The sequence below is a fragment of the Phaeobacter sp. CC-HEC084 genome, from assembly GCF_059429255.1.
In genome coordinates, this window is record NZ_JCAIJQ010000002.1 from 303,196 (window position 1) to 320,285 (window position 17,090).

General features: G+C 57.3%; 14 protein-coding genes, 1 tRNA gene and 1 riboswitch. Of the genes, 10 read left to right on the forward strand and 5 right to left on the reverse strand.

Translation table 11 applies throughout. The features are described from left to right. Positions 1-7 precede the first annotated feature (7 nt). From AC5SSZ_RS01850 to AC5SSZ_RS01860, 3 genes are all read left to right on the forward strand, one after another. On the forward strand, positions 8-352 hold the full coding sequence (locus AC5SSZ_RS01850; RefSeq protein ID WP_495436518.1) for a hypothetical protein: 345 nt from the start codon (positions 8-10) through the stop codon (positions 350-352). A gap of 272 nt (positions 353-624) precedes the next feature. Beyond that, positions 625-1,107 (forward strand): restriction endonuclease, encoded by a 483-nt coding sequence (locus AC5SSZ_RS01855; RefSeq protein WP_495436519.1) that lies wholly within the window; start codon positions 625-627, stop codon positions 1,105-1,107. 24 nt (positions 1,108-1,131) lie between these two features. Beyond that, positions 1,132-5,565, forward strand: coding sequence for a DEAD/DEAH box helicase (locus AC5SSZ_RS01860; protein WP_495436520.1), 4,434 nt, complete (start codon positions 1,132-1,134; stop codon positions 5,563-5,565). 29 nt (positions 5,566-5,594) lie between these two features. On the opposite strand, the gene AC5SSZ_RS01865 is transcribed toward AC5SSZ_RS01860, so the two are convergent. Further along, positions 5,595-5,840, reverse strand: coding sequence for a hypothetical protein (locus tag AC5SSZ_RS01865; protein WP_495436521.1), 246 nt, complete (start codon positions 5,838-5,840; stop codon positions 5,595-5,597). An 845-nt stretch (positions 5,841-6,685) separates the two neighbouring features. Between AC5SSZ_RS01865 and AC5SSZ_RS01870 the strand changes: the two genes are divergently transcribed. Next, positions 6,686-7,255 carry a recombinase family protein gene (locus tag AC5SSZ_RS01870; protein WP_495436522.1) on the forward strand — a complete coding sequence of 190 codons (570 nt, stop codon included), beginning with the start codon at positions 6,686-6,688 and terminating at the stop codon, positions 7,253-7,255. 15 nt (positions 7,256-7,270) lie between these two features. On the opposite strand, the gene AC5SSZ_RS01875 is transcribed toward AC5SSZ_RS01870, so the two are convergent. Next, on the reverse strand, positions 7,271-8,476 hold the full coding sequence (locus AC5SSZ_RS01875) for a tyrosine-type recombinase/integrase (RefSeq protein ID WP_495436523.1): 1,206 nt from the start codon (positions 8,474-8,476) through the stop codon (positions 7,271-7,273). 26 nt (positions 8,477-8,502) lie between these two features. Then, positions 8,503-8,589 (reverse strand) — tRNA-Leu (locus AC5SSZ_RS01880). 520 nt (positions 8,590-9,109) lie between these two features. Between AC5SSZ_RS01880 and AC5SSZ_RS01885 the strand changes: the two genes are divergently transcribed. The 6 genes from AC5SSZ_RS01885 to AC5SSZ_RS01910 all read left to right on the forward strand — a co-directional run bounded on the left by AC5SSZ_RS01885 (position 9,110) and on the right by AC5SSZ_RS01910 (position 15,246). Continuing rightward, positions 9,110-9,880 (forward strand): helix-turn-helix transcriptional regulator, encoded by a 771-nt coding sequence (locus AC5SSZ_RS01885; RefSeq protein WP_495436524.1) that lies wholly within the window; start codon positions 9,110-9,112, stop codon positions 9,878-9,880. A gap of 118 nt (positions 9,881-9,998) precedes the next feature. After that, positions 9,999-11,060: an ABC transporter ATP-binding protein gene (locus AC5SSZ_RS01890; RefSeq protein WP_495436525.1), complete on the forward strand. Its 1,062-nt coding sequence runs from the start codon at positions 9,999-10,001 to the stop codon at positions 11,058-11,060. Between the two features lie 11 nt (positions 11,061-11,071). Then, complete coding sequence (locus AC5SSZ_RS01895) at positions 11,072-12,013, forward strand: ABC transporter permease (protein WP_495436527.1); 942 nt, start codon at positions 11,072-11,074, stop codon at positions 12,011-12,013. A gap of 22 nt (positions 12,014-12,035) precedes the next feature. Then, on the forward strand, positions 12,036-12,848 hold the full coding sequence (locus tag AC5SSZ_RS01900) for an ABC transporter permease (RefSeq protein WP_495438311.1): 813 nt from the start codon (positions 12,036-12,038) through the stop codon (positions 12,846-12,848). A gap of 49 nt (positions 12,849-12,897) precedes the next feature. Then, on the forward strand, positions 12,898-13,929 hold the full coding sequence (locus AC5SSZ_RS01905; RefSeq protein ID WP_495436529.1) for an extracellular solute-binding protein: 1,032 nt from the start codon (positions 12,898-12,900) through the stop codon (positions 13,927-13,929). A 93-nt stretch (positions 13,930-14,022) separates the two neighbouring features. After that, on the forward strand, positions 14,023-15,246 hold the full coding sequence (locus AC5SSZ_RS01910) for a serine hydrolase domain-containing protein (RefSeq protein ID WP_495436531.1): 1,224 nt from the start codon (positions 14,023-14,025) through the stop codon (positions 15,244-15,246). Positions 15,247-15,254: 8 nt separating this feature from the next. Here AC5SSZ_RS01910 and cobF read toward each other — a convergent pair whose 3' ends face one another. Then, a complete protein-coding gene (gene cobF / locus AC5SSZ_RS01915) occupies positions 15,255-16,016 on the reverse strand; it encodes a precorrin-6A synthase (deacetylating) (protein WP_495436533.1) in 762 nt (253 codons plus the stop codon). Between the two features lie 77 nt (positions 16,017-16,093). Beyond that, positions 16,094-16,771: an energy-coupling factor ABC transporter permease gene (locus AC5SSZ_RS01920; protein WP_274837413.1), complete on the reverse strand. Its 678-nt coding sequence runs from the start codon at positions 16,769-16,771 to the stop codon at positions 16,094-16,096. A gap of 58 nt (positions 16,772-16,829) precedes the next feature. Then, a riboswitch (cobalamin riboswitch) is annotated at positions 16,830-17,045 on the reverse strand. Between the last annotated feature and the right edge of the window lie 45 nt (positions 17,046-17,090).

The window sequence follows — 17,090 nt, forward strand, 5'->3', positions numbered from 1 at the left end:
AGCGCGGATGAAGATTGATTATGATCCCTTTCGTGGCCAGCTTGAACCCGTTCAGCGAGACCCCATCCCAAGCCGTTTGCACAGGAAGATGCGGCGATACTTTCAGCAAGCAGCTGTTCCCGTGATGGTTCGCAGCCCCTTGCCAGAGCCGATAGCAGAAATCCGTGAATTTCTTACCAGTGTTGTTGGCATTCAAACCGATGAGCAGCTGCGGGAATGGATACGCGGCCACCCGCTGTTTCAAGAAATCAAAGATGCCGAACACAGCAAGCTGCGTGGTGATGAAGGCAGAAAGCAGCCACTGAAAAAGGGCAGAAAGCGCAACAAGCGCCGTGGAAAAAATAAAAGGTGAAAATTTAGGGTGGCTGGCTTCGCACGATGCAGGCTGGCCATTTTGGGTGGTTCCTGCTGGTATGTGAGTTATCCGTGTGCCTGCCGCCATTTTCATCCTGTTCCTGTTCTCTGGCGATGAGGTACCAAATCCGACCCCCGCTTGGCAACAGGTTTTTGCTCTCGGCGAAAACTTTTAACTTAATATCTTGTTGATTTTATTGAAAAAAATTCACCGTTTGATGGTTCGGCAGCCGGTGTTATACCGAGATTACAATCACTTGAGGCATTTCTATGAACACCACATCTGTTGACGAGTTGCTGGCATCTTACCGCAGCGCTGCCACCACTGAGCGGGACAAGGGCACCTATTTTGAACGCCTTTGTGCGGCCTTTCTGACCGCCGACCCGGTTCAGCGCGAACAGTATGAGCAGGTGTGGCACTGGGCTGAATGGGTGGCTGGCGAAGGTGCTGAGTATGCCGACGCCAATGGTTGGACCGCCAAGGATGTTGGGATTGATTTGGTGGCCAAGCTGCGGGGCCACCCCGGCTATGCTGCCGTTCAATGCAAGTTCTACGCCCCAGAACACCGCATCGCCCAAACCGACCTGAGCGGATTTCTCACGGTTTCGGCCAAAGAGCCGTTCCATCATCGGGTAGTGATGGACAGCACTACTGTGGAATGGAGCAGCAACGCTGAGGCGATGATGCTGGGCTTGGACAGGCCCGTTATCCGCATCGGCCTTGGGGAACTGCGTGCATCGCCTATCCAGTGAGGCCAGTTTGCCAGCAAAGGGGATGTGGTTCTTGCCCCCAAGAAGGAACTGCGCCCGCACCAGAGCGAGGCCCTTGAGGCCGTTCGGGCTGGGTTTGCAGAACGCGACCGTGGCAAAGTAATTATGGCTTGCGGCACGGGCAAAACCTTCACCAGCTTGAAGATTGCCGAGGATGTGGTTGGGCAAGGTGGGATGGTTCTATTCCTTGTTCCAAGCCTTGCTCTGATGGCCCAAACGGTTCGGGAATGGACCACAGACACCACAACGCCCCTGCGTTCTTTTGCCGTTTGTAGTGATACACAAGTGGGCAAGCGCCGCGCTGCCAAGGACGACGTGGCCGAGATTTCCAGCCTTGACCTTGCTTTTCCTGCTACCACCGATGCGGGCAAGCTGGCGGCAGGTGTGGCCGACCAGGCCGCCGGCGTGATGACCGTTGTATTCGCCACCTATCAATCCATCGGAGTGGTATCTGATGCGCAGCTGCTGCACGGGATGCCACGGTTCAACCTGATTATCTGTGATGAAGCCCACCGCACCACCGGGGCCACATTGGATGGACAAGCCGAAAGCAATTTCGTTTGGGTTCACAGGGACGATGTGATTGGCGGCGACAAGCGGCTGTATATGACCGCCACACCACGCATTTTCGGGGATGGGGCAAAAAGCAGGGCGGACGAAGAAGGCATCACCCTTGCGACGATGGATGATGAAGACACCTACGGCCCCACCTTTTTCTATCGTGGGTTTGGCTGGGCGGTTCAGGAAGGGTTGCTGACCGATTACAAGGTTATAGTGTTGGCAATGGACGAGGGGCTGGTTGCCAAATCCGTGCAAAAGCGGATGGCCGATGAGGACAACGGCCTACAGCTGGACGATGCCACCAAGATTGTGGGCTGCTACAAGGCCCTGACCAAGGCTGACCTTGCTACCGATGTTGGAGCAGATACCCAGCCGATGAAACGGGCCTTGGCGTTCTGCCGCGACATTGCCAGTTCCAAGATGGTTCGGGATGAGTTCGCCGCCGTGGTGGATGAATTCCTGGGCTATGACCCGGTGCTGGAAAGTGATGGTGACCAACAAGACGACCACCTGCGATGCCAGATTCAACACGTGGATGGCACCTACAACGCCAAAACCCGTGGCGAGTTGCTGGACTGGCTGAAAGCTGAACCCGAGGAACACACCTGCCGCATTCTGACCAATGCACGATGCCTGAGCGAAGGCGTGGATGTGCCCGCCTTGGATGCCATTATGTTCCTGCATCCCCGAAAATCCCAGATTGATGTGGTTCAATCGGTGGGCCGTGTGATGCGCAGGGCACCGGGCAAGCGGATGGGCTATGTGATTTTGCCCGTGGGAGTTCCGGCTGGTGTTCCACCGGAACAGGCCCTTGCTGATAATGAAAAGTATCGGGTGGTGTGGCAAATCCTGAACGCCCTGCGCGCCCACGATGAACGGTTTGATGGCACCATCAACCAGATTGATTTGGGGCAGGATGTTTCCGACCGCATCCAGATTGTTGGTGTTTCGGGCAAGCCGGAAGACAGCGAGGAGCTGCAAGCTGTAACGGCCACGGTGGAAAACCTGCCCAACAAAACGGCGGCCAAGGGTTCTGGCATCGGTTCTGGGGCTGCTGGCGAACGGGATGACGATGTGGTGATTGAGGGGCCGCCCTTGCAGCCGGAACTGCCCGGTTTCGTGGTGGACGAATTTGCCCGCGCCATCCGTGCCAAGATTGTGAAGAAATGCGGCACTCGGGACTACTGGGAGGACTGGGCCAGCAACATCGCCGAAATCGCCCAGGCCCACATCACACGCATCACCGCCATCATTGAACAGCCTGATACCCCTGAACGAGCGGCCTTTGATGCGTTCCTTGCCGAGCTGAGGGATGACCTGAACGAAGGCATCACCGAGGAAGATGCGGTTGAAATGCTGGCACAGCATATCATCACCCGCCCAGTGTTTGAGGTGCTGTTTGAAGGCCACCAGTTCACCAGCGAGAACCCCGTTTCCCGAGCCATTCAGGGCGTTCTGGGGGTGCTTTCTACGGCCAATCTGGACAAGGAAAACCGCGACCTTGAAAAGTTCTATGCCAGCGTTCAGGCGCGCGCATCTGGCATCACCGACCCGAAGGCCAAGCAGGAACTTATCCGCCAGCTGTATGACCGGTTCTTTGCCGTGGCGTTCAAACGGGTGCGCGACAAGCTGGGCATCGTATACACTCCTGTGGAAATCGTGGATTTCATCCTGCAATCGGTGAACGATGTGCTGGAGGATGAGTTCGGCCAAACCATCGGTTCGCCCGGTGTGCATATCATTGACCCGTTCACCGGCACCGGCACCTTTGTAACCCGACTGCTGCAAAGTGGGCTTATCAAACCCGAGGAACTAGAACACAAGTTCCGCCACGAGCTGCACGCCAACGAAATCGTGCTACTGGCCTACTACATCGCCGCCATCAACATTGAGGCGGTGTTCCACGGGGTGCGTGGGGGCGAGGACTATGTGCCTTTTGAAGGCATCTGCCTGACCGATACCTTCCAGATGTATGAGAATGGCGACTTGGTGGCCCAGATTATGCCCGACAACAGCGAAAGGCGGAAGCGACAGCGCGATCTGGATATTCAGGTTATCATCGGCAACCCACCCTATGCCGTCTCCCATCACATCAACTATCCCCATCTGGATGGCCGGATTGGAGAGACCTACGCCGCCCGTTCCACAGCCACCAACAAGAACGCACTATACGACAGCTACATCAGGGCCATTCGCTGGGGTGGCGACCGGCTGGGGGACAGCGGTGTTCTGGCCTATGTGACCAATGGTGGCTGGGTGGATGCCAACACGGCAGACGGGATGCGGAAATCCTTGGCCGATGAGTTCACCAGCATCTATGTGTTTCATCTGCGGGGCAATCAGCGGACCAGCGGGGAAACATCCCGCCGGGAAGGTGGCAAAATCTTTGGTGGGGGCAGCCGAGCGCCCATCGTGATTACCCTGTTCATCAAGAACCCCAAGGCCGCGCAGCACGGCCAAATCTACTTCCACGACATCGGGGACTACCTTTCGCAACAGGACAAGCTGAACATCATCCGCAGCTTTGGCAGCATCCGGGGCATCACGGCCCGGAACGGCTGGCAGATGGTGGAACCCGATGAACACGGCGATTGGCTGAAACAGCGGGATGGCAGCTTTGCTAATTATATCGCCATCGGAGACAAGAAATCTGACCAGCCGGTGCTGTTCGCCAACTATTCGGCTGGGCTGAAATCCCAGCGAGACGCTTGGGCGTTCAATTCATCGCGCAAGGGGCTGGAACAGAACATCCAGCGTACCGTGACCTACTACAACCGCCAGCTGGACGCCTACAAAGAGGCCAAGGCAGCGGATGCCAGCACCGACCCGGATGCCTTTACCAAGGACAATCTGGCGGAGATTTCTTGGAGCGCCGCCCTGCGGAACGATTTCGGCAAGCAGAAACCGCTGGATGTGAGCGAGGGGGCCTATGTGCCCGCCCTGTATCGCCCGTTTTTCAAGCAGTGGCTGTATTTCAGCCGCCGCCTGAACGAACGCCAGTATCAAATCCCCCGCATTTTCCCCGAGGCCGGGGTGGAGAACAGGGTGATTGCGCTTTCAGGGGTTGGGCACATTGGCCGATTTTCCACTTTGATGACGGACCAAGTGCCCCCGCTTGAACTTGCGGCAATGAAGGGTGGTTCCCAGTGTTTCCCCCTGAAACTATACGAGGAAGCCAAACCAGCGGATGAGGGCGACCTGTTTGCTGGGCAGGCAAGCGACACCGGCTACACCGTTCGGGACGGCATCACCGATGCAGGGCTAAAGCACTTTCAAGCGGCGTACCCCGGTGAGGCCATCACCAAGGAAGATGTGTTCTACTATGTGTATGGCCTGCTGCATTCCGAAGACTACCGCGATGCCTTTGCGGATAACCTTTCCAAGGAGCTGCCCCGCATCCCAACGGTGAAAACTGCTGCTGATTTCTGGGCGTTCACCGAGGCAGGGCGCAAGCTTGGCGACCTGCACGTGAACTATGATACCGCAGAACCTTACCCGGTGGTGGTGGAACAAGGCGACCTACGCCTTGCCGACATCCCCGACCCAGAAGCCTTTTTCCGCGTGACCAAGATGCGGTTCGGCGGCAAAGGGCGCGCCAAGGATAAGACCACCATCATCTACAACAGCAATATCACCATCACGGACATCCCAGAGGCTGCATACGACTATGTGGTGAACGGCAAGCCCGCCATAGAATGGGTGATGGAACGCCAGGGTGTGAAGACCGACAAGAAATCCGGCATCACCAACGACGCCAACGATTATGCGACCGAAACCGTGGACGATCCACGATATCCGTTTGACCTGCTGTGCCGTGTAATCACAGTGAGCCTTGAGACGGTGAACATCGTGAACGGTTTGCCCAAGTTGGATATTTGAGGGGCAGTTGGCAGTGGCCTGTGGGAGTTTCACCCCCACTTGGCAACACGGGCGTAAGCATCTTGAGGGTTTGTGCGGATACGCAAAACAGCTTGACGCGAAAGCTCGGTAGCACGAGCGGCATTGGTGGTGTTTATCCTCGCAGCTAGGCTGGCCAGCAGTTGGATTTGGTAACGGCTGTAAGACGGGTTGCGGCCACGATACTTGTCAGCTTCGCCTTTTACGTGGGCGATGTCAGCATACTGCGCCTGTGTTGCGCTCTCGGCTTTGATCAACGCACTCCCACAGAACAAAAGATTTGACAATGATACAAATCAAGTCAACTTTGTATTGCGTGCTATACTTATGGATAGGGATATGCGCAAAAGTGTAGGTAGGGAGGTTCTGAGTGATTGATCCAAATGTACGAGGTGAGTCCACTACTGTAGCGAACTACAGCTCAAAATTGGTGAGTTTTTGGAAATTCTTTTCCGATGGCAATCAACTGAAATACGAGCAAATTGTTGAAATTGTAGTGTTGTATGTTTGTTTCTGGCTGTTTGTGCTAATTGTTCTGCTCTCCGCCGCGCTCTACAGTGTTTACGCTTAACCTAACGTTCAATGGCATCGTGCTGATATCCATTGGGGTATCCATTTGGGCGGTATAGAGGCTATTCCTCTGGTGCTCTGTGAGCTATGTCAGCGGAAACGGGACAATACGCGTTATGTGGCGTGCGTTCTGACCTGTTGATATATCTTAAGAAGTGAAAATAACGAAAGTTACGTTGACTGTTTGTTGCGGCTTAAACGACGATGAGAAGCGCTCGGGCGTATTTTTCTTGAGCTCCAAGGATGCGTGGTTCACAGTACACCCATCCTTGTCCCGAGCGCTTTGCCACACCAGATCCCCCAATCTGGTGTGGTTTTTTTATGAATTCTACTTCGCAACACGGGCATAGACACCCTGCGGGTTTGACCTGCTGGCCCCTGGCCTTGCCGCCCGGCTACCGTCGCAATTGGCTACACCCTTGCAAGACACCCTCAAGATGCTGTTTCTGAAGTGTTTTTTGGGTCCGAATCCTGGAAAAAGCACAATTGTTCGTTTAACTCTAAAGCCATCCGAGACAAATGGAGGCTATAGATGCGGATTGGCTATGTGCGTGTGAGTAGTGAGGACCAGAACACCGACCGGCAAGACCTCGGGGCAGTAGACAAGCTGTTCACCGAAAAGGTTTCAGGTGCCACCGCCAAAGACCGACCACAGTTGCAGGCCCTGATGGAGTTTGCACGTGAAGGCGATGAGGTCGTTGTTTACAGCATTGACCGCCTTGCCCGCGACCTGCGTGATTGCCTCCACATCGTGACCACCCTCAACCGCAAGGGTGTGACTGTGGCCTTTCTGTCCGAGCGGCTGACCTTCACCGCCAAGGATGATGACCCCTTTGCCAAGCTGCAACTTCATCTGATGAGCGCGTTCGCTGAATTTGAACGGTCTATCATCCGTCGCCGCCAGCGTGAGGGCATTGAGAAGGCCAAGAAGCGCGGTGTCTACAAAGGGCGTCCTCCACAGATTGATGCGGTCCAAGTCTGCCAGATGCGTGAAAGTGGGCTTGGGCCTACCGAAATCGCTCGTGACCTCGGCATCTCACGAGCATCGGTTTACCGCCTGATGAAGCAATCTGCCTCCCATCCTGCGGCCACCGTGGGGTAGACGGTCTCCGGCGACTTACGGATTTTTGCGGTTAGTCTGGCCAAGCAACAAGACTTCAGCCCAAGTGTCCGCTGTCGCGTGGTCGTAGTGCTTATGCAGCATCGTGATGCTTGTGCCCAATTGGGGTTTAAGCTGTTCGTAGGTCGTGCCGCGCCTCAGGTTCCAGGTGGCGTAAGTGTGTCTAAGGCTGTAAAGGGTTCTGGGTTCGCCTGAGATGCCGACCCTAAGGTTGGTCGCATCAAGAGCTTTGCGAAACATCTCGCTAAATCCGGTAATCGGTGAGCCATCCTTCATACAAAAAACCAAATCATCTTCACCGACTTCACCTTCACGAAGAAATTTCAAAATATCAAGCTCTTGAACCATAGCGAGGTCCACTACCACAAATCTGTGTGCTTTCTCGTCCTTAGTCCTCCGACCTCGCCCTGCTTTTTTCCCGGAGCGAATAAAGATTTTGTAATACTCCGGATTTTTGTCAGATGCAGGAACATTTTGAAAATCTGACCAGCGAATAGACTCAGCTTCTTTACCTGGTCTTAAGCCCGACATCGTAATAAGGTACACATAGCTTGCCAGCACAGTTCGCTTGTATTTAGTTAGCTCTGTTCGGCCTGATTTTGGCCAATTGTGGAGGAACCTAACAAGCTCGTTCCATTCTTCTGGCTCAAAGAACCCTCGTCGTTCTGTTTCAACTCCCTTATCCTTGATAGTAAGCTTAGGTAAATCCTGCCGCTTTAACCACTTATTACGAACAGCAAACTCAAGGACACTTCTTAATACGATGTTGTGTTTGTTGATTGTGCTTTTGGCAGGCTCTCTTCCCATCTTAGTGCGACGGTAGTCCTCAAAATCTGAAATTAATCCTTCATCAATGCGTTCTATTTTGTGGTTTTCAAAGAATGGAATGAAGTATTTTTCAACGATTGCTACATACTGCTTATGACTGGCATTTGCATTGCCTGCCGCTTCAACAGCTCTCTTTTCCCTTAAGTACTTTTCAGCAACATACGAAAATGTTTTGCCGCCTACTGAAATTCCGTGCCGCTCTAACACTGACCACTCCGCCAGCTTTTTTCGGCCAAACTCTATTGCCGCGTCTTTATCGGTGGTTCTAGATGAAAAGCGATGCCATTTTTTGTCAGAACCCTTGAGAACAACTTGGATGAACTTGCTGTTTTTTCGGATTTCTAATCTCAAGTCTGGTGAAATCGTTTCGTTCATTTGCACCCATCATATCGGCTGATATATGGTGCGGGCGGCGGGACTTGAACCCGCACTCCACTTGGGAACGAGATTTTAAGTCTCGCGCGTATCACCAATTTCGCCACGCCCGCATACTTCTGTAATAGCAACGCAGCTTCGCCCACTCAAGCGCTGGCATCAAGTGTAGTTCAGGGTGTAGCAAATGTAGCACATATGTAGCAGAAGGATTTTAACTCTAAGCCATTGACTTAAATGAGTAAATCTTCCGAGCCTCGGGATTTTAAGTCTGATATGTCTACCATTCCATCACGCCCGCATCCGGCGCCGAGTGTGAAGCGGGCTTTGGGGCCTGAACAGAGCGATCCCCAGACCAACTTCAAACAGCGCGTTTCAACACCATGTTTCGTATGCAGATTTTCACGCATGCACAAGCGTTTTTGGGACCGCATTGCGCACAGAGGTGCGCCGGAACGCGGCATCGATCTGTTTTTATGCGCGCATTCCCGGCACCGTACTGGCTGCGCCCGGTGCAGTGGCCGAAGGTCTCATCGTCAGTGTGGACGGGGCGCCCTATAACAGGGCAGACTACGCTGGGAGTGGCTGTAAAACGCTGCCCGGATAAACCTGCCACAAAGAGCCAGATCGGTTGAGATGACCCAATCCGCAGCCACGTCCGATGAACTTGCAAGCGCGATCCGTTCCATCGGAACGCCGGATTTCCTGCCCGCGTTGTTGGATTTCATGCGCACAGCAACGCCGTTTCGCGGGGCCTTTGTCAGTCGGCTCAGCCCCAGCAGGCTGCCCGAGCATATTTATGACAATGTTCGGCAGGAGCGGCGCTCGATTGTGGTGGACCGCTGGCTGGACCGGGCCTGGCTGCTGGACCCCTTTGTAGTGAGTTATATCAGCGGCAAATATGATCCGGTCATGGTGCTGGATCAGGTGGCGCCGGACCGGTTTTCCCAGACCGATTATTTCAGCATCTATTACCGATCCGTGCGGCTGAAGGACGAGATGGCGGTGTTTGTCACCCTGCCGGAGAGCACCCTGTTCCTCTCCCTCGGGCGGCTGACGGGGGAGATGCGGTTTTCCAAGCGGGATCTGGCACGGCTGCGCAATATACATCCGGTGATCTCGGCCTTGTGCGAGCAGCATTTTCACCGGCGTCCGCAGAGCAGCGGTGAGGCGGCGGGCGGCAGCGTCAGCCTTGAGAGCATGATTGAGCAGGTCTGCGAAGGATTGACCTGCCGCGAAATTGAGATCGTACAGCATCTGCTGCGCGGGCATTCCAGCCAGTCGATTGCGTTGCTGCTGGATCTGTCACCCGCAACGGTGAAGGTGCACCGCAAGAACATCTACCGAAAATTGGGGATTTCCTCGCAATCCGCGCTGTTTTCGATCTTTCTGCAATCGGTGACCTGATGAACGCCTACCCCTTTGGGGGTAGGGCCGACACCCCCTCCTGGAGGTATTTCCCCATTGCATTTGGGGCTTTAGTCTGACCGGACAGACTGCCAACAGGAACGTGCCGGAACAGATTATGATCAACGTGAGAGAAGTGACAAAACGGTTCGGCATCGGCGCCTCTGCTGTGACGGCGCTTGAAACCGTGTCGCTGGATGTGCCGGAGGGCAGCTTTTTCACCCTGCTGGGGCCATCGGGCTGCGGCAAGACCACGCTGCTGCGGCTGATTGCCGGGTTTGAACTGCCCAGCGAAGGCGAGATCGCACTGGACGGGCAGGAGATCGGCCATCTGCCGCCGCACAAGCGTCCGGTGAACACCGTGTTCCAGAATTACGCCTTGTTTCCGCATATGACTGTGGCCCGCAATATCGGGTTCGGGTTGGAAATGCTGAACCGCCCGAAGGCGGAAATCGCCGCCGCCATCGATGATATGCTGAATCTGGTGCAAATGGGCGAGTTCGCCGCGCGCCGGGTGGACCAGCTGTCTGGCGGGCAGCAGCAGCGGGTGGCGTTGGCGCGCGCGCTCGCGCCGCGTCCCAAGGTGCTGTTGCTGGATGAGCCGCTGTCGGCGCTGGATTTGAAGTTGCGCAAGGGCATGCAAAGCGAGCTGAAACGCCTGCAAAGCGAAACCGGCATCACCTTTGTCTTTGTCACCCATGATCAGGGCGAAGCACTGGCGATGTCCGATCAGATCGCGGTCATGTCTGCAGGACGCGTGCAGCAGGTGGGCACCCCACAGCAGATCTACACCGCGCCGCAAAGCCGGTTCGTCGCGGATTTCATCGGCGACACCAATATCGTGGCGGCGAACCTCCTTGGTTATGACGGGGCACAGGCGCGGATCAGCTTTTTCGGCGGGGAGCCTGTGCTTGCCAATGCGGCCAGCGACGGCTTGCCTCCTGGGGTAGTCTATGTGGCGCTGCGTCCAGAGACCCTTACCGTTTGCGCGGCGTCCGATGCGGCGGCTGTGCTGCACGGAACCGTGCTCGACAGCAGTTATTTCGGAGCCGGTTCGCAAATGCGGGTGCGGCTTCAGAACGGCACCGAGATTCAGGTGCAGGTGGCAGAGCCCAGCCCGGCGGGCAGCGAGATCGGGCTGATCCCGGAAACCTCCATGCTGCATGTGCTGGCAAACTGATGGGGCAGGGGATGCAACAAACTTCGCCCACGGTGCAGAATTTGCAGCAGGCCGTTGCGGCCCGCAGCCGGACAGTCCGGCGGGTCCGGTTGTTCCTGCTCTTGCCTGCGCTCGTGATCATCGGTGTGTTTGGTCTGGCGCCCCTGTCGATCGCGCTGGTCTATTCCTTGCTGGAGCCGGGAACCTATGGTGGCGTCGAATGGGTGTTCTCGACCGATGCCTATGTGCAGTTCCTGTTCGAGCGGGACATCTTTGATGACACTCTGAGTTTCAACAGCGCCTATCTGCAGATCTTTGGCCGCTCTTTCGGGCTGGCGCTATGCGCGATGATCGGCACTTTGATCCTCGGCTTTCCGGTGGCTTATTTCATCGCGGCCCGCCCACCCGAACAGCGCAATCTCTGGCTTTTTGCCATTACCCTGCCGTTCTGGACCAACCTGCTGATCCGCACCTATTCCATGCTGCTGATCGTGCGCGACGAAGGGTTCTTGAACCTTGCGCTGATGAAACTGGGGCTGATCAGCGCGCCCATCGAGATGCTCTATACCGATGGGGCGGTCTTGGCCGGGCTGGTCTATAGCTATCTGCCCTTCATGATCCTGCCGATCTATGCCTCACTGGAAAAGTTCGACTTTTCCCTGCTGGAGGCGGGACACGACCTTTATGCCTCCCGCGTGCAGGTGTTCCGCCATATCGTCATTCCGATCAGCCGCCCGGGTATTGTGGCCGGATGCGCGCTGGTGCTGATCCCCGCGCTGGGCGCCTATATCACGCCCGAGCTATTGGGCGGTGGTAAGAAGCTGATGATCGGCAACCTGATTGCCATGCAGTTCGGATCCGGGCGCAACTGGCCCTTCGGCTCGGCGGCGGCGCTAATCCTGATGTCGGTAGTGCTGATCGCGCTTCTGGTATCGCTCCGGGCAGGCGCCGAGAAGGAGAAGGCCCATGGATGATCTGCCCCGCAAGAGGCTTGGCATGCTGTGGCGCAACAGCGAGACGCGTGAGTTGCGGCGTCAGCCCCTGTTCACGGCGCTTTCATGGCTGGTTCTGCTGCTGCTTTATGCGCCGATCGCCGTGCTGGTCCTGTTCTCTTTCAACGACAACCGCTCGGTCGTCGTCTGGACCGAGGCGAGCCTCAAGTGGTACGCGAAGGCGCTGGAGAATGACGACATCCGCAACGCGGCCTGGATTTCGATCCGGGTGGCTCTGACTGCCACCGTCATCTCTACCGTCATCGCGACAATGGCGGCGTTGGCGACAACGCGGGGCGGCAGCTATCGCGGGCGCGCAGCGGCGATTGCCCTGATCAATCAACCGCTGATGATCCCGGAAATCGTCACCGCCATTGCCACCCTGTCGTTCTTTTCGATCCTGCGGCAGCTGACAGGGATCACTGGGCTGGGCTGGCTGATCCTGGCGCATACGGTGTTCTGTATTCCCTTTGCCTTTATCCCGGTGCGCGCCCGTCTTGCCGACATGTCCGAAACATTCGAGACTGCCGCCGCCGATCTTTATGCAACGCCCTGGCAGACCTTCCGCCATGTCACCCTGCCGCTGCTGATGCCGGGCATTCTGGCGGGCGCAATGCTGGCCTTCGTGGTCTCGCTGGATGACGTGATCATCACACTGCTGATCGCCGGTCCCGGGGAAACCACCCTGCCGATCTACATCCTGGGCCAGATCCGGCGCGGCGTGACGCCCGAAGTAAATGCGGTCTCCACCATTCTGATCCTGCTGACCGTGGCCATGGTCGCGCTGACCTTCGCCCTGCAACGCAAACGAAAATAACCAGAAGCCCGCACCAGACGGGACCCACCAACCAACAAGAGGAAGATTCATGAAACTGACGATCCTTAAGGCGGGGCTTACCTCCGTCATCGCCCTCAGTGCGGCTGCAGCTAACGCCGAAGGCACGCTGAACATCTACAACTGGGGCAATTACACCAACCCCGAGATGATCGAGAAATTCGAAAAGCAGTATGACATCGAGGTCAGGTTGGATGGCTATGACAGTAATGAGACCATGCTGGCCAAGGTCAAAGAAGGCGGCAGCGGGTACGACATCGTGGTCCCGGGCGACTATATGGTCGCCATCATGGTGGGCGAGGGGCTGCTGGCCGAAATCAATGCCTCCGAGATGGAGAACTTCAAAAACCTCGATCCGAACTGGGTCGATGTCTACTGGGATCCGGGCCGCAAATACTCAGTACCCTATCAGTGGGGCACCACCAGCTTTACCGTCGACAGCGCGGTATACGGCGGTGACATCGACACGCTTGAGATCGTGTTCAACCCGCCCGAAGAGCTGAAGGGCCGCATCAATATGCTCAACGACATGAATGATGTGATCAATGCCGGGCTGCGCTATCTCGACTATCCGCGCTGCAACTCCGACCCCGCCCAGATGAAAGAGCTGCTGGCACTCTTGCTCAAGGCCAAGGAAGACTGGCGCACCATGGACTACGCGGTGATCGAAAAGCTGACCTCGAAGGATGTCGACCTGTCGCAAAGCTGGAACGGCGCCGCGATGCGCGCCCGCGCAGATCGCCCGACGCTGAAATACGCCTATCCTAAGGAAGGCTTCACCGGCTGGATGGATAACGTCGCGGTGCTGGCGGATGCCCCCAACATGGAGAACGCCAAGCTGTTTGTGAACTTCATGATGGAGCCGGAAAACGCGGCGATGACTTCCAACTTTGCCCGCTATGCCAACGGCGTCATCGGGTCCGAAGAGTTCATGGACGCCGAAATGCTGGAGGCGCCCGAGATCGTGATGCCTGAGGGCGCCCCGGTGCCGGACTTCGTCAAACCCTGCGATCAGGATGTTGTGGCGATGTACAACAAGGTCTGGACCCGCCTGAAGCAGTAACTCAGCCAAACAGAAGGGTGGTGGCCCATGGGGCCATCACCGGAATTTTTGACCGCAGTCCAGGCGCTGGGCTGCCATGCGGGAGCGTGCCCAATGCACCGGACAGCAGACAGTCTGAAGCCGAAAACGGCGCGGGAAATCGGCATCATGCAGGGATTTCCGCCGCCGCCGGAAAAACGGCCGACGCTGGACAACTGGGATCTGGCCCCCTTCAATCGCTGGTCCTTCCAGAACATGCGGCGCCTGTTTCCCACGGCGGATGTGCGCAGCGGTCCCGCTGCGGCTGCGCCGCTGCCAGTTGCGCTGCAGGATATGTCAGAGGTCTGTTTTGCCACCGGCGCAGGCACCCGCCAGTCGGTCGGCGATTGGCTGTGGCAAAGCTACACCGACGGGTTTTTGGTGCTGCACGGTGGCGCCATCGTCACCGAGTTCTACGCCAATGATTTTCACGCCGAGGCCGCGCATCTGGGGCAGTCGGTCTCCAAATCCGTGATCGGCATCCTCGCCGGGATTTTACACGGCGAGGGGCTGCTGGATCTGGCTGCCCCGCTGGAGGAGATCGTGCCGGAACTGGCGGGCACCGGCTATGCGGGTTGCACGGTGGATCAAGCGCTGGACATGCTGTCCGGTGCGCGGTTCTCTGAGGATTATGGGCTGCCGGGCAGCGACATGACCCGGGTCGATATCGCCTCGGGTTGGCGCCCGGTGCGGGACGGGGAGATCAAGCCGACCATACGCGACGTGATCCTCTCCCTACCGCAGGAGCGGGCGCATGGGCTCGGCTTCTCCTATCGGTCGATTGAAACCGATGTCATTGCCTGGGCGCTGGAGCGGGTAAGCGGTACGGATCTGTCTGCACTGCTGTCCGACCGGATCTGGCGTAGGCTTGGCTGTGAACAGGATGGGTTCTTTACCGTCGATGATGCGGGCACGGCGCTGGCCGATGGTGGGTTCAATGCGAGTCTGCGGGACTATGCCCGGTTCGGACATATGGTGCTGAATGGCGGCCGGGTTGGCGATGACCAGATCGTGCCCGAGGCCTGGATCGATGGTATCTGCACCGGCGCGGATCCATCGAAATTCGGCGCGCCCTATGACGTGCTGTCACCGCAAGGCGCCTATCGGCGGTTCTGGTGGGTGCACGATCCCCGGCGCGGCGTGTTCATGGCCCGGGGTGTGTTCGGTCAGCTGATCTTCGTCGATCGCAGCGCCGATGTTGTGATCGTAAAGCTGTCGAGCTGGCCTGACTATCTGATCCCGGCCTTTGGTCTGGATGCCGTGCAGGCCTGCGAGGCCCTCGTCAGCGCGCTGGACTAGGGCGGGGGTTACCTTCGCGCGCGGCGGCGCAGGATGTAGATATCCATGATCCAGCCATGCTCCGCGCGCGCCTTCGCACGGACCTTGATGATCTCATCTGCGGCTTCGCGCAGCGCGCCGGATAGGGAGATTTCATTCTCCATCCCGGCATAAGCCGCCCACCAGATCTGAACACCTTCGGGGTCGATGGACTGAAAACTGCAGTCGCCGTCCAGCATGATGACCAGCGTGTCGGCACTCTCCGGCCAGCCCGCCTCGCGCAGTTGGCGGCCGGTGGTGATGGTGACGGGATCACCGATTTCGTTGAGGGGGATGGCATGGCTCGCCGTCAGCGCCTGGATTGAGGTGATGCCGGGAATGACGTGCAGGGAAACCTCGGTCCGGGCCTGAAGCCGCGCGGCGATGCGCATGGTGCTGTCGTAAAGGGATGGATCGCCCCAGACCAGAAAGCCGACCTTGCCGCCCCGGGGCAGGTGCTGATCGATGGTCTCTTGCCAGATCTCGGCAATGGCATCGTGCCAGTCGTCCACTCGCTGTCGGTAGCTTGGTGTCGCGGGATCGCGCTGCGGCAGGTCGAAATCGACGATCGCAGGCCCTGGCGATTTGATCACCCGTTTGCAGATGTCCCGGCGCAGACCGGCCAGATCGTCCTTACCGGCACCCTTGTTGGGGATGAGGATTAGATCCAGCCCGTTCAGGGCTTCGACCGCCTGCAGGGTCAGATGCTGGGGATTGCCGGTGCCAATGCCAACAAGGGTGAGATCAATCATGTCTGGCGCCTTTGGAAAAGAAACACGGCCCCGAAACGGGACCGCGCTATGTGACACTTCAGATGTCAGCGAAAGGCTTACGCAGCCGCATAAAGGCGGGGCGTGACCAGACCGCTGCGCTCAAGTCCGCGCAGGCTTTTGGCGGCGGCCAGAACGGCCAGATCGGCCAGCGGTTCGATCAGGATGACGGTCATGTAAGCTGCACCAAAGGTAAAGACCGAGGCCATGGTTTCGGCGCCGATGCCCTGACCGTAGAAGGCCCAGAAAGCGACCCAGCCGACAACGCCTGCCTGATAGGCGGTCGACAGCGCCAGCGCCTGAGAATACTTCAGATCAACATAGGCAGTGTTCGGAGCGATGATCCGCTTGGCCAGTTCCTTCATCGCGAACAGCGGGACCAGCAGCGTGGTCAGGTTGATGAAATACTGCGGCAGATCAATCGGGGCAAAGAACACGCCCTGGATCAGAAGTCCCATCGCCAGACCGAAGGCAGCAGGTGCAGCGCCCAGCAGCAGGAACAGGGTCGAGCCGAGGATGAAGTGAACCTCGGAAACGCCCACAGGGAAATGCGGCAGCACTTCGAAGAAGGTGAAGACGCCGACAGTCGCAATGGCCGAACGCGCCGCAAAGGATGCGATGCCGGAGGTGGCCAGATCTTCCATCGTCTTTTTCGCAGCAAAGCCCATGGCGCCAGCGGCGGTGGCATAGGACAGGGCGATTTTGACGCCGTTTACGATTCCGGGTTCGATATGCATGTTCTGTCTCCTTGCCGCCTCACCCGGCGGCATTACATAGGTTATGGATGGGCCATCCTGGCCACGTCTTCCAACGGCAGGTCTCCTGACTCGCGGGTCGATGCCGGTCCGGGGCCTTCCCAGTCCTGATAGGGACCAGTGGCTATGCCCGGTGGCTCTCCGCTCACAGTTGCGGGGGCAGTCACGGAATTGGCGCCTGATGGCTACACCTCACCGTGTTCCCTTTTCATCCTTGGGTCTTGGACCCGTCGGAACCTTTGGTCTTTCAGAGATGACACAGCGCTTACAAAGCTGTCAACGTGTCTGGCGCGTCATCCGT

Coding starts and splice junctions, on each gene's coding strand:
- AC5SSZ_RS01910 (WP_495436531.1), top strand. CDS start 14,023: ATGCACCGGACAGCAGACAGTCTGAAGCCGAAAACGGCGCGGGAAATC.
- AC5SSZ_RS01890 (WP_495436525.1), top strand. CDS start 9,999: ATGATCAACGTGAGAGAAGTGACAAAACGGTTCGGCATCGGCGCCTCT.
- cobF (WP_495436533.1), bottom strand. CDS start 16,016: ATGATTGATCTCACCCTTGTTGGCATTGGCACCGGCAATCCCCAGCAT.
- AC5SSZ_RS01920 (WP_274837413.1), bottom strand. CDS start 16,771: ATGCATATCGAACCCGGAATCGTAAACGGCGTCAAAATCGCCCTGTCC.
- AC5SSZ_RS01895 (WP_495436527.1), top strand. CDS start 11,072: ATGCAACAAACTTCGCCCACGGTGCAGAATTTGCAGCAGGCCGTTGCG.
- AC5SSZ_RS01855 (WP_495436519.1), top strand. CDS start 625: ATGAACACCACATCTGTTGACGAGTTGCTGGCATCTTACCGCAGCGCT.
- AC5SSZ_RS01850 (WP_495436518.1), top strand. CDS start 8: ATGAAGATTGATTATGATCCCTTTCGTGGCCAGCTTGAACCCGTTCAG.
- AC5SSZ_RS01885 (WP_495436524.1), top strand. CDS start 9,110: ATGACCCAATCCGCAGCCACGTCCGATGAACTTGCAAGCGCGATCCGT.
- AC5SSZ_RS01870 (WP_495436522.1), top strand. CDS start 6,686: ATGCGGATTGGCTATGTGCGTGTGAGTAGTGAGGACCAGAACACCGAC.
- AC5SSZ_RS01905 (WP_495436529.1), top strand. CDS start 12,898: ATGAAACTGACGATCCTTAAGGCGGGGCTTACCTCCGTCATCGCCCTC.
- AC5SSZ_RS01875 (WP_495436523.1), bottom strand. CDS start 8,476: ATGAACGAAACGATTTCACCAGACTTGAGATTAGAAATCCGAAAAAAC.
- AC5SSZ_RS01900 (WP_495438311.1), top strand. CDS start 12,036: ATGCTGTGGCGCAACAGCGAGACGCGTGAGTTGCGGCGTCAGCCCCTG.